Consider the following 11,859-nt stretch of genomic DNA (forward strand, 5'->3'; position numbering starts at 1 on the left):
TAGATTTACCTCCTTTTAGAATATGATTATTTTTGTTTCAAGAATGCTGAAGCATCTCCAGCTCTTTCAGTTAGGCGACCATTTTCACTGAAGCCCATTTTTTCCATCCATTCATCAAACTCTTTTGTAGGACGTAAATCCAACATTTGACGGATCGATGCGGTCTCATGGAATCCAGTTGTTTGATAGTTCAACATAACGTCATCCGCATTAGGAATACCCATGATAAAGTTTACTCCTGCAACAGCAAGTAGAACTGCCAAGTTCTCAGCATCATTTTGATCAGCCTTCATATGGTTTGTGTAACATACGTCCACTCCCATAGAAATTCCACTTAATTTACCCATAAAGTGGTCTTCAAGACCTGCACGGATTACTTGTTGTGAGTCATATAAGTATTCAGGTCCAATAAATCCTACTACTGTATTTACCATGAATGGATCATATTCTTTAGCAAATCCATAACATCTTGCTTCCATTGTTACTTGATCGACATTGTGGTTTGCATCTGAAGATAATTCAGAACCTTGTCCTGTTTCAAAGTACATAACGTTTGGTCCAACTGCTGTACCCATTTTCAAGGCCATATCATTTGCTTCACGAATCATGCTGCCACTAATACCGAAAGCAGTATTGGCTTTTTCAGATCCAGCAATCGATTGGAAAACTAACCCGGTTGGAGCTCCTTGTTCCATTGCTTCCATTTGAGTAGATACGTGTGCTAACACAGTATGCTGTGTTGGGATTTCCCACTCATTCATGAAATCATCAAATTTATGCAAGATACGTTTTACACTTTCTGTCGTATCATCAACTGGGTTTAGACCAATAACGGCATCCCCAATTCCCATGGATAAACCTTCCATAAGTGTTGCCATAATTCCATCCACATCATCTGTTGGGTGATTTGGTTGGAGACGAGCAGAGAATGTTCCTGGCACACCAATGGTTGTATTTGCTGTTTTAGTAACAACAATTTTTTTAGCAGCCATGATTAAATCCATATTCCCCATTATTTTTGCAACTGCAGCAATCATTTCTGCTGTTAGTCCGTTAGAAATTCTATGAATATCATAATTTGTTGTATTTAAATCCAAGAGCCATTCTCTTAAATCAGATACCGTCCAGTTTTTAATTTGTTCAAAAGTACGTAGATTTGTATTATCTACAATAATTCTAGTTACCTCATCCTGTTCATAAGGAACAGCTGGATTATTGAATAAGTCATTTAGTGTTAAATTGGAAAGAACTACTTTAGCAGCTACTCTTTCTTCTGAGTTTTCTGCTCCTACACCTGCTAGTTGATCTCCTGATTTTTCTTCGTTCGCTTTTCCCATAACTTCCATTACCGATTTAAATTCATATGTTCGGCCGAAAAGTTTCGTTTTTAGAATCATTAATATATCCTCCTTTTTATCTAGTTAAATACAAGGGTTTTTACAACAATTGGGAGCACTGAACCGTCCCCAATTGGGTTACCAATGTCAATATAATCACCATTTCTTACATGAATACTATCTATACATACAAACGGATAATCTTTTGGAAGTTGGGCATATAGACTATGACCTAAGGCTTTCGCCATGTCTTCCTTTAGCAAGATAATAAGTGGATCTTTTTTATCAATTACCTTTTGTAATCCTATTATTAATACCCTAGCTAACTCTTGAATATAGAGATAACTTGGATTTCTAGCTCCATCTAATGCCAAACCAATGATTTGTTGTTCGCCTTCCATTTCAAACCAATTTAATTTAGATTCAATTATTTCTGGCAATTTGGACAAATCATCTATGTGTTCCTCTTCTTTTGATAATTTCAATACAGGAATATTTTGAAGGGGTAACACATTGTCTTTATAAGTAATGGTGCTTCCACTGATATCGGTCGTATGAGAACCTGCTCCTACAACGGTTGCACGAATCGTTTCCACACTTGGAATCACTTCAAATTGTTTGTGTAATTTTGAGTCGGCAATTTTTTTGCCTAATAAAATTCCAATATCTCCGTATTTAAAAATATCCTCTTTTATATCTGAGTGGATATAGTCAGCAACTCCACCTGAAAAGGAAATATATTCAATTTTACGATCTGTTTGCAAATCTTTATTGGTAATAAGAAGATCATAATAAGGGCTTTTTTCTCCTACACCCAAACTATTTTCTAAAACTTGAACCATAATAGATAGTAGTTTATTTAAATCAGTCAAGTCTATTTTGCTGTGAAGGCGGAGCTGTAATCCTTCCTTCTTAATAATTTCTGTCAATTTTGGCGAAATATAAGTGATTTCTTCTTGTTTGTTCACTTTGATGAGTCTTCCACCAATATCAAAGCACCCTGTATCCACAATATCTCCATCATGGAAGCAAACCATATTGGTCGTTCCTCCACCAACATCAAAGTTCACAGTGGTTGTATGATAACGAGTAGAATAGGAATGAGTTCCTGCTCCTTTACCCGCGATAATACTTTCTAAATCAGGTCCAGCCGTTGCGACTACAAAATCTCCAGCAAAGCCACTTAGAGCTTCTGCAACAATTCTTGCATTCTCTTTGCGGACCGTCTCACCGGTAATAATAATCGCTCCTGTTTGAATATCTTTTTTGCTAATGTTTGCTTTTTGATACTGCTCTTCTACGAATTTAGTGATTTTCTCACTATCAATTAGGTTATTTTCTAAAATAGGTGTAAAAAGAATATCACTTTTATAAATAACTTTTTTATCCGTAATTGATATCCTTGGAATCGTAAAAGCTGAAGCCATATTTTCGATATACAATTCTGATAAAACCAACTGAGTAGTAGAAGTCCCAATATCAATTCCAACGCTCAGTAACTTTTCTGCCATACCATCACTCCTTTTAAAAAAAGACGCTTAATAGAGGTACCCTAGTGGGTTCCTTATTAAGCGTCTTTGCTTTTCCCATAACTTCATCGTCATGAGTTTTTTTATTTAATTTTTAAAAGCGATTCTGAACCTTGTCCCTTGCGAACTTGAGTCTGTACTAATAATTCCATTTAGTTTACCTTCAACAAAACTAGTCACAATTTGTAACCCTAAATTATGTTGTGAACGTTCTTCAAAATCAAATCCAGAACCATTATCTTCGATAATAATTTGGATTAATTCGTTTTCTTGAGTGATTTCTACTTTTACATGAGCATTCTCTTCTATTGTATCTTCAAAAGCATGATCAAAACAATTCTGGATCAATTCATTTGTTACTAATCCTAGAGTTACTGCTTTATTACTCTCTAAGATGATTGAAGAATCAATTTCACTAGTTAATTGAACCGGTATTCCATTAGGAGATTCCGCATAAAAACGAGTCAAGTTATGTATGATTGCATCCAATACCATTTTCAGCTGTACATCGTCTTCCTTTTGTTTTGATAACAGTTCGTGTGTTGCTGCAATCGAAAGGACTCGATTTACGCTTTCATTTAGTACTTTTTTAGCTTCTGGACTTTCTGCTCTTCTCGCTTGCAGACGTAAGAGTGAAACAACGGTTTGCAAATTGTTTTTTACGCGATGATGAATTTCTTGAATGGTTACTAATTCTGAAATAATACGAGACTCTTTTGCTTTTTTATCACTAATATCTTTCATGATTTGAATAACAATCCCTCTAGATGGAAGATAAATAGTTTTAATTTTAAAATAATAAGCATCAAATTTTATCTCTTTTGACTTGAAATCTTCTGTTTTTCCGAGTGTTCCTAATTCACGGATATGCTCAAACGTTATTAAATCAAGGGCTAAATTATCGTAATGCATTCCATTGATCGCATTTAAATACCCAAAATTTTGATAGTATACATTTGCTGCCTTATTATGATGTTGTAAAAAACCATCTTTATCGAAAATAAGAATTGCATCATCAATATAATTAGTAATAGATTGATCAATGATTTCCATTTCTTCAATCACTGCACTCACTTCTTCATAGGAACGATCTCGATTAGATACCGCAAAATTTGCCTTAATATCATTACTAAGATCTTTTTCAACAATCAAAACAGCAATGGTCTTGTCTTTATATTGAATTGGGTACGTTGTTTGTTTAATCAATAGCCCTTCTTGGGTACGAGCATATAGGCCAATTGAATTTTGCGAAGTTTCTAAAGTACGTAATGGTCCTGGTTCATCTTTCCGATAAGCCGTTCTTCCTACTACTCGTTTTTCATAAATAGAAGAAGTATTGAAAGGTTTTCGATGGCATACTACAATTGCTTCACCCGTAAACACATTTCGTACATCAATAAAAACATCAAATTCATCGAAGGTACGGTTTGTTAATATAATTTGAGCTTGCTTTTCTAAATATTTAATTTCTGTTTGACTGAGCTGGGTATATTTTTCGCAAATTTTTTGAATATCTTCATCATAATGAATGTTACTCATCCAACATCACCATTAATTCAGCTACCTCAATCATTGGTACGCGCTTCTCCATACTAATATTGCGGATTTTCTTGTAAGCTTCTTCTTCAGTGATATTTTCTATTTGCATTAACTTCCCTTTTGCCTTTTCAATCACTTTTCGTTCTTCTAATTTTTGAGTTAATTTTTCTAACTCTTTAGAGAGATTTTGGACTTCTTTTCCTTTTGCCAGAGATAATTCTACCATCGGCAATAAAGATTGCTCATAGAGTGGTTTAACTAAGTAACCTAGCGCTCCAAAGGCTTTTGCTTTTGCAACATATTGTTTATCACTATACGCGGTTAGCAAGATAATTCCCGAGGTTGTTCCTTCTGCAATTATCTTTTTAGAAGCAGTTAAACCATCTAGCATCGGCATTTTAATATCCATAATAACTAAATCTGGTCTTTTTTCTTGACAGATTCGGATGGCTTCAAATCCATCTGATGCTTCCCCAACTACTTCATATCCTGAAGTTTCGAGCATATCTCGTATATCAAGTCTTGTAATTGGTTCATCATCGACTATAACGATTCTTCCATTCATTGTAACACCCCATTGTATTAACTAATTGTCATTTTTACGCGATTGAAGCCTAAGATATCTTCCATCGTTTCTAATACATCTTCCAATGCGACAATGACGGACGAAACATCTCCGGTTATGATTACTGAACCCGAAAACCTATCAACAAATCCTATTTCAATATCGGCTGCTTTTGTAGCAATATCTACTGCGATGATAGATGCTTCACTAGGAGTAATCGTCATAATTCCGATTGCATCTTCTTTCGTATTTACCACACCTAACTTGACATAAATATCAGAATCAGGTTTTGCGATTACGTGTGCAACCGTTATCTGTTTCCCCGGCACATATTCTTGTATAATTCGTTCTGTTTCTACCACCGAGTACTCCTCCTTTGCTTACATCATCAAAATGCATTTTCTAAAATAGATAGTGTATCTTCTACCGTTGGTTCAATAGGATTTGTAATCGTACAACGATCTTTAAGCGCATCTTCGGAAATTTTAAGCTTGTGTTCTTCAAAGGTTGCGCGGTCAATTCCCCAAGCTGAAAAGCTTGTTGGCATATTCATACGTTTTTCTAAGGATGTGATTGCATTCGTTAGACTACGAATCCCCATCCGTGGACTTCCCGCACTTAATCCTAACAGTTTCGCTATCTTCGTATACCTTTTGGCCGTCTCATTGAATGTATTAGAATTATTTCCTATCATACCACTATTATACCGTATTACATGAGGTAATAAAATACCATTCAAGCGTCCGTGAGCAATATGGAAACGTGCGCCAGCAGCATGAGCAATTCCGTGACTAATTCCTAAAGATACTAAATTGAAAGCCATTCCTGCCATGCAAGAAGCGATATGCATTTTTTCTCGTGCTTCCTTATCTTGTCCATCGCGGTAAGCTCTTTCTAGATAATCAAAAACGTAGACAATTGCTTTTTCAGCTAGCATATTGGACATTTCATTTGCTTCTGTAGAGACATATGCTTCAAGAGCATGTGTTAATACATCAATTCCTGTATCGGCTGTTTGTACAGGTGGAAGTCCCATAACGATGGAAACATCCAAAATAGCTTCTGTTGGTAAAATGTCATCACTAATTAAAGGATATTTCACCATTTTTTCAGCATCAGTAATAATAGAAAAATTTGTTACTTCAGAACCCGTTCCACTTGTGGTAGGGATCACGATGAAAGGTATTTTTTCAAAAATTTCACTTTGTAATCCAAAATAAAGAATTGCTTTTGCAGCATCAATAGCCGACCCTCCACCTAAAGCTAGAATCATGGTTGGATGGTATTGTTTTGTTTTTTCTAATCCTGAAACAATCGTGTCGATTGGTGGATCAGGAACAACTTCTGAAAACACCATTGTTTCCACACTTGATGAAAAATGATTCATTACAGTCTCCAGAATTTCTGACTGAGCAATAAACTGATCGGTTACAATCAATACTCTTTCATTTTCAAATTCTTCAAGACGTTTTAGACTATTTTCACCTGTGTATAAAGTAGTTCCAAATCTAATTTTATCCATTTTCAGCCTCCTTCCTACAAAAAAAGCCGCAAGTAATAGAGTATCTATACTGATACTTCTTTACTTACGGCTTCGTCGCTCGTATTTGATTAGCACGCCCTTGTGCTCTAACTACTTCTAAATGTACTATTACAATGGACACTTGTCAATACTTTTTTGAAAAACGCTTGCATGTTTAATCTTTTAGATCTGCTTTTGTGATTTCCGTATGGAAAACTCGTCCACTTCTTTCATATAGCACGTCTTTCACATTCTCTTCTGCATTTGCAACTCTAGCAATAGCAAAGAAATAATCGGAGAGACGATTGATAAATTTTAAAACTTCTCCATTCATATCATTGGTCCATTGGAAACTAACAATTTCCCGTTCTGCTCTTCTGGCAACCGTTCGAGCAAAATGAAGCACGCTAGCTAATTGCGTTCCTCCTGGCAAAATAAATGATTCAACGGTAGGCGGAATTGCTGCATACTCGTCAATTCTACTTTCTAGCCACAACGTCAGCTCTTCATCTACACGATACGGATTTTTCCCATGGGGAGTTGCTAGATCATTTCCACAATCAAATAGATATTGTTGGATGGTCATCAGTTCTTCCTTTAAATCAGAAGAAATTCCATCCACACTTGCAGCCATTCCTACGACACTATTCAATTCGTCTACTGTTCCGTATGCGATAACTCGTTCTGCATCTTTAGCCAGTTTCATTCCGCCGACAACACTGGTGTAGCCTTTGTCACCGGTTCTTGTATATATTTGCATCAGATTGCCTCCTCATTTAAATATTTTATTAGTACGTCCATTCCGATATCTTCTACAGCTGAGACTTTAAATATTTTATTTACTCCAGCTAGTTCTAGACGTTGTTCTGCTTCTTTTATTTGTTTATCATCACATAAATCAATTTGAGTAATAATTCCGATACTAGGCTTCATAAAGTTTTGAGCAAAACCCGGTGAAAAGACTTGTTCTTCTTCCACGCAGTTAGAGACCAAACCAATAATTTCTGCTTCTACTGCCATCATTTGTAAGGCATTATAAAAACGTCGATGTTGAATAAATTCTCCAGGAGTATCGATCATTTGCGGATAAAATTCTACTGCTTGTGTTTTATTATAATGAAGTTCTTTTCCAACTATTTTTTGGCAAAGTGTTGTTTTACCGCATCCAATTGAGCCAATGAACATGATTTTTTTCATTTAGTCACCCTCTTTACTTTAGGTGCGAGTTATTTTTGTAATACTAAACCCCATTAATTTTTCTAAATAATCGATTGACTCTTGCATGGCCATTTCTACTGAGGCAACGTCGCCTAAAATAAAAACTGAACCACTAAATCGATCTACGAAACCAATCTTTATTGCCGCAGCTTTTTTGGCAATATCCACGGCAATAATGGAAACTTCACTCGGAGTGATCGTCATGATTCCGATTGCCTGATAATACTCATCTTGTAATCCCAGTTTATCAAAAATCCGTTTATCAGGACTTGCAATAATATGAGCCAAAGTTACTTGTTTACCGGGAACAGATTCAAATATTTTTCTATCTTTAATTGTCATTTTTTCCGCCCCTCATTTTCAAGATGAAAGCGCAACACACATATTTATAGTATTTCTAAAAAAAAAGAAAGTCAAGACAGGAATAAAAAAACATGAGTCTAGGCGTTTTTTAAACAACAAAAAAGACCGTTTTCCGGTCTTTTTTCTTTGGAAAATATTAGTTGGTTTATTCTAAATTAAACTCTACGAAATCGTCTTCTTGAAGCTCTACATCAGCAGCACCAACCATGGACTCTTCCCCATTGATATCAAATAGCCAATATTTGTTAGCTTCATTATCTTGTTCCTGCCCATTGATTGAAGTTATAAAATCATTGTCTTCTTCAATATCAAAATTAGCTTTCATTGCTTCTAATAAAGTGGTTCCTTCTTCTAATTCTAGACTCTTTGTACCGTCCTCTATTAACTTTCCATCTTCCATTACACTAATCGTTACAGAAATTGCGTTTTCATTCTTTATCGATGAACTTATTTCTATGTTCGACTGAGTTTCTGCTGAATTTGCAGCATTATTTCCTGCATCAGCACAACCTGTTAAAATAAATCCTGCGGCGAATAGTATCCATAGTTTTTTCATAATTTACAACATCCTTATCCTTTTTAATTAATTAAAATATTAGAACTGAATAGGCGTCATTGCCCATTGTTATTCATCATTGAAAAACAGTTCCAATTATACTTGATAGAATTCCTCATTTTGCTAAAAATGAAGCTGTTTTGGGTATAAAAAAAGTCTATGCTCCATTACATAGACTACTACGACACTGTTTTACCTCGAAACAGGATGCGCATGCATGATTAGCAAGCTAAGATAAAGATCTGACTCCATATGTTGCCATATGATTACAGTGGCGGGACCGTCTTGGGATTGAACCAAACTTCCATATCTTAGTTGTCTTAGAATGGTACTTCTATCAATTCCTATAATAGTCCAATCCTTCTTCTTTTGCAAGCTTCTTCTTTTTTATTTTAAATAGAGATATATTTATCATAAAAAAGACAGAGTACATTCTTGGTAATGTACTCTGTCTTTTTATATTTTATTTCTTTATAAATGAGTTCGAAGTCGATCCTGGCGCATTTAAACTCTTTAAAACGAGTCGGACCTCAATACCTTCGAGACGCTTTGCAAGTCCTTCAGTTCCTGCGGATTCGCCATTTTTAGCCCAACCCAACCATCCATAACTTTGTGCATGGACACGATAGTAAACATCATAGTGTTGTGCCATTTCTTCGGTTAGTTTTATTTCAATCCCTTCTAGCCGTAATGCTTTTCCTTGTGTTCCACTCATTTTCCAGTCAGCTTTCCAATCTTGCCAGCCGACTTTTTCTACATGCGTTCTGTACTCAATTCCACCAGTCAAAGATGGATCATAAATATTCATCAAGATTCCTTCTAAACGAAGAGCTTTTCCAGACGTTCCACTCATGACACCGTTAGAAACTACTTTTTGCCATCCTTGTTTTTGTACGTGAGTAGAATAATTAACAATTGGTTTACTCTTTACATAACTTCGTTTGGTATTTTCAGGAGCTTTTTCACCTTTTTTGACTAAAATAATTTCAATTCCTTCTAGTCTTTTAGCTAAACCTTCTGTTCCTGCGGATTCACCATTTTTTGCCCAGTCTAGCCAACCAAAACTTTGTGCATGGACACGGTAATAAAGGTCATACTGTTTGGCAACTTCACCAGTCAAATTCAAACGGATTGCCTCTAAACGTTTTGCTTGCCCTTCTGTTCCACTCATTGTGCCGTCATTTACTTTCGACATCCAACCATATGATTGAACATGGGTTTGATATTCAATTCCACCGCTATAGGGTAGGTTTTCTAAAGACACTTTAATGCCTTCCAAACGTTTGGATTGACCAGTAGTACCAGCCATTTCCCCATTCTCAACTTCTTCTTGCCAACCAATTAATTGGACATGAGTGGAATATGTAACACTCGGTACAAGTGTTGTTACTTTAGTAGATACAGTCTTCATACCTACCTTTGCTGTAATTACAGCGGTTCCCTCTGAAAGAGCTTGGATATTTCCATTTTTATCAACAGAGACCACTTTAGGAGCATCACTGCTCCATATTACATTTTTGTTATCGGTTGTATCAACTGGATCATAAGTAACAACCAGTTTTTCTTTTTTACCTTGAAGAATTGAAAAGTCATTTTTATTTAAAATAATTTCTTGAAGAGGTGCTTTCACGGTTACTTCTATTTTGGAACTTAAAGTTCCTATATTAGCAGTAATGATTGCCTCTCCTGGAGCATGCGCCACCATGTTTCCTTTTTGATCAACTGTAATTACTTTCTCATCGCTACTGTCCCACTCAATCGTATAATCCGGATTGTCTTGAGCCGTTACGGAAGTTTTTAATTGATAGGTTTTCCCTTTATTCATCGTTTTAATTTTGTTACTAATTTCAAAAGTCAGAATTTCGGGATTATTTTACCGTAATCGTTGCTTGTTTTTCTACTGTGGCACCATCAGAGTCAATAATCCGGTAGGTAATAAAGTACGTTCCTCGCTTGGTATAGTCAAGGCCACTGTCATCTACTTCAACTTTTTCTGTAAGGTCGCCATCTTCTAGATCCGTAGCCGTTACATTTTCAAATAAATCAATTTCCTCTCCAATAGAAAACGTTAGATCCTTTACTCCCATTAATTCGGGAGCATGATGAATGACACCAGATGGAGACATAATGTGAGGGTCCACTTCAAAAGACTTCTTAATTGTGTGACCAAAAACAGTTGCCCAGGTTACATCGAAAGTAGTTGCCTTTTGAATTTCAATATCATTCACAATAAAACTTCCGTCAGGGAGAACCTCAACTGGATGACCGTTCACAAACATATCTGCGATAGCCAAAGTATGTCCTGTCATAGTAAGGATACCATCTACCGATTTTACAGGTTCTTCTCCAAATTCAATCGGAATATTTGTTATGACTTCATTTGTAGAGGTAATATTTCCAAAATGATTGTTTCCCAGAACAATCGCTATTCCATTAACAAGTTGGGGATGGTCTTCAAAATAAATGGAATGATTAAATAGTGTTCCTTTACTCGTTACTTCATTTGCATACAAAGCACCCAATACATAAATATCCCCTAAAACCGTAACATTGGATAAAGTAAGTACAGCTTCTGCCCCTATGTAAATATCACCATCAATGGTTTGATCGGTAAGGGAAGCACTTTTGTGAAAGACTACACCAAAATCCGTTATAGAAAAAGGTGTGTCTGTTGTCTGCTCACTACTAAAAGTACTGATTGATTTAGGTTGAATTACTTTAAAATCTAGATTGCTGAAAGGATTGCTTTCATCACTTACAGAAACTCGTACAGATTCTTCTTCATTTAATGCAATTATAATTTCAGAAATTTGCCAATCTCCAGAATAATTAGAGCCTTCTTCTAATAAAAAAGAGCCTTCAAACAGATGAACTCCTTTCTCAGGAATTAACGGTACCTCGGTTTCTATCATTCCATTTTCAAGTATCATATTGATAGAAAGTGCTTCTATATCTTCAGGAAGCTTCCACTCAAATATTACTTCTTCACCCACTAGAAATATATTTGATGAAATTATTAAATCTTGATTTGCTAGTGATTTTAAAAGTTTTTCTTTAACTTTAACTTCTACTTTATTTTCATTCGTTAAGCTAACCTCTTCTGATGGTACATCATCAACTTCTGATGCCCACACTACGAGAGGAGTAAAATAGTTTAAAAATAAAGAAAGTGCTAAAATGCTTTTCATTTTTTTCATTCAATGATCTCCTATTCAAATAATAAGTATATT

Annotated in this window: 12 protein-coding genes and 1 riboswitch; all 12 genes read right to left on the reverse strand. The window is 35.5% G+C overall.

What is annotated here, in order from left to right:
- Positions 1-26 precede the first annotated feature (26 nt).
- Positions 27-1,397: an ethanolamine ammonia-lyase subunit EutB gene (locus tag LZ578_RS10115; protein ID WP_235145057.1), complete on the reverse strand. Its 1,371-nt coding sequence runs from the start codon at positions 1,395-1,397 to the stop codon at positions 27-29.
- A 20-nt stretch (positions 1,398-1,417) separates the two neighbouring features.
- The gene (gene eutA / locus LZ578_RS10120) at positions 1,418-2,848 is read right to left on the reverse strand and encodes an ethanolamine ammonia-lyase reactivating factor EutA (RefSeq protein WP_235145058.1); all 1,431 of its coding nucleotides are present in this window, start codon (positions 2,846-2,848) and stop codon (positions 1,418-1,420) included.
- A 105-nt stretch (positions 2,849-2,953) separates the two neighbouring features.
- Entirely contained in the window at positions 2,954-4,405 is a 1,452-nt protein-coding gene (locus LZ578_RS10125) for a sensor histidine kinase (protein WP_235145059.1), read from the reverse strand.
- On the reverse strand, positions 4,398-4,970 hold the full coding sequence (locus tag LZ578_RS10130) for an ANTAR domain-containing response regulator (protein WP_235145060.1): 573 nt from the start codon (positions 4,968-4,970) through the stop codon (positions 4,398-4,400). The genes LZ578_RS10125 and LZ578_RS10130 overlap by 8 nt, the downstream gene beginning before the upstream one ends.
- A 17-nt stretch (positions 4,971-4,987) precedes the next feature.
- The gene (locus tag LZ578_RS10135; RefSeq protein WP_235145061.1) at positions 4,988-5,332 is read right to left on the reverse strand and encodes a BMC domain-containing protein; all 345 of its coding nucleotides are present in this window, start codon (positions 5,330-5,332) and stop codon (positions 4,988-4,990) included.
- A 26-nt stretch (positions 5,333-5,358) separates the two neighbouring features.
- Positions 5,359-6,492 carry a 1-propanol dehydrogenase PduQ gene (locus tag LZ578_RS10140; RefSeq protein WP_235145062.1) on the reverse strand — a complete coding sequence of 378 codons (1,134 nt, stop codon included), beginning with the start codon at positions 6,490-6,492 and terminating at the stop codon, positions 5,359-5,361.
- A 175-nt stretch (positions 6,493-6,667) separates the two neighbouring features.
- Complete coding sequence (locus LZ578_RS10145) at positions 6,668-7,252, reverse strand: cob(I)yrinic acid a,c-diamide adenosyltransferase (protein ID WP_235145063.1); 585 nt, start codon at positions 7,250-7,252, stop codon at positions 6,668-6,670.
- The gene (locus tag LZ578_RS10150; protein ID WP_235145064.1) at positions 7,252-7,689 is read right to left on the reverse strand and encodes a EutP/PduV family microcompartment system protein; all 438 of its coding nucleotides are present in this window, start codon (positions 7,687-7,689) and stop codon (positions 7,252-7,254) included. Before LZ578_RS10150 ends, LZ578_RS10145 begins: the two co-directional genes overlap by 1 nt.
- 18 nt (positions 7,690-7,707) lie before the next feature.
- Positions 7,708-8,052: a BMC domain-containing protein gene (locus LZ578_RS10155; protein ID WP_235145065.1), complete on the reverse strand. Its 345-nt coding sequence runs from the start codon at positions 8,050-8,052 to the stop codon at positions 7,708-7,710.
- A gap of 166 nt (positions 8,053-8,218) precedes the next feature.
- Positions 8,219-8,629: a DUF4430 domain-containing protein gene (locus tag LZ578_RS10160; RefSeq protein ID WP_235145066.1), complete on the reverse strand. Its 411-nt coding sequence runs from the start codon at positions 8,627-8,629 to the stop codon at positions 8,219-8,221.
- A 177-nt stretch (positions 8,630-8,806) separates the two neighbouring features.
- A riboswitch (adenosylcobalamin (AdoCbl) riboswitch) is annotated at positions 8,807-8,961 on the reverse strand.
- 131 nt (positions 8,962-9,092) lie between these two features.
- Complete coding sequence (locus tag LZ578_RS10165; RefSeq protein WP_311198623.1) at positions 9,093-10,490, reverse strand: Ig-like domain-containing protein; 1,398 nt, start codon at positions 10,488-10,490, stop codon at positions 9,093-9,095.
- Between the two features lie 7 nt (positions 10,491-10,497).
- Positions 10,498-11,826 (reverse strand): immunoglobulin-like domain-containing protein, encoded by a 1,329-nt coding sequence (locus tag LZ578_RS10170; protein WP_235145068.1) that lies wholly within the window; start codon positions 11,824-11,826, stop codon positions 10,498-10,500.
- Between the last annotated feature and the right edge of the window lie 33 nt (positions 11,827-11,859).

Source organism: Jeotgalibaca sp. MA1X17-3, from assembly GCF_021513155.1.
Classification (GTDB): domain Bacteria; phylum Bacillota; class Bacilli; order Lactobacillales; family Aerococcaceae; genus Jeotgalibaca.

What these genes read in the sequence shown, in the direction of transcription:
- LZ578_RS10145 (WP_235145063.1), bottom strand. Translation starts at nt 7,252, where the DNA reads ATGCAAATATATACAAGAACCGGTGACAAAGGCTACACCAGTGTTGTC.
- LZ578_RS10170 (WP_235145068.1), bottom strand. Translation starts at nt 11,826, where the DNA reads ATGAAAAAAATGAAAAGCATTTTAGCACTTTCTTTATTTTTAAACTAT.
- eutA (WP_235145058.1), bottom strand. Translation starts at nt 2,848, where the DNA reads ATGGCAGAAAAGTTACTGAGCGTTGGAATTGATATTGGGACTTCTACT.
- LZ578_RS10160 (WP_235145066.1), bottom strand. Translation starts at nt 8,629, where the DNA reads ATGAAAAAACTATGGATACTATTCGCCGCAGGATTTATTTTAACAGGT.
- LZ578_RS10130 (WP_235145060.1), bottom strand. Translation starts at nt 4,970, where the DNA reads ATGAATGGAAGAATCGTTATAGTCGATGATGAACCAATTACAAGACTT.
- LZ578_RS10150 (WP_235145064.1), bottom strand. Translation starts at nt 7,689, where the DNA reads ATGAAAAAAATCATGTTCATTGGCTCAATTGGATGCGGTAAAACAACA.
- LZ578_RS10155 (WP_235145065.1), bottom strand. Translation starts at nt 8,052, where the DNA reads ATGACAATTAAAGATAGAAAAATATTTGAATCTGTTCCCGGTAAACAA.
- LZ578_RS10115 (WP_235145057.1), bottom strand. Translation starts at nt 1,397, where the DNA reads ATGATTCTAAAAACGAAACTTTTCGGCCGAACATATGAATTTAAATCG.
- LZ578_RS10140 (WP_235145062.1), bottom strand. Translation starts at nt 6,492, where the DNA reads ATGGATAAAATTAGATTTGGAACTACTTTATACACAGGTGAAAATAGT.
- LZ578_RS10125 (WP_235145059.1), bottom strand. Translation starts at nt 4,405, where the DNA reads ATGAGTAACATTCATTATGATGAAGATATTCAAAAAATTTGCGAAAAA.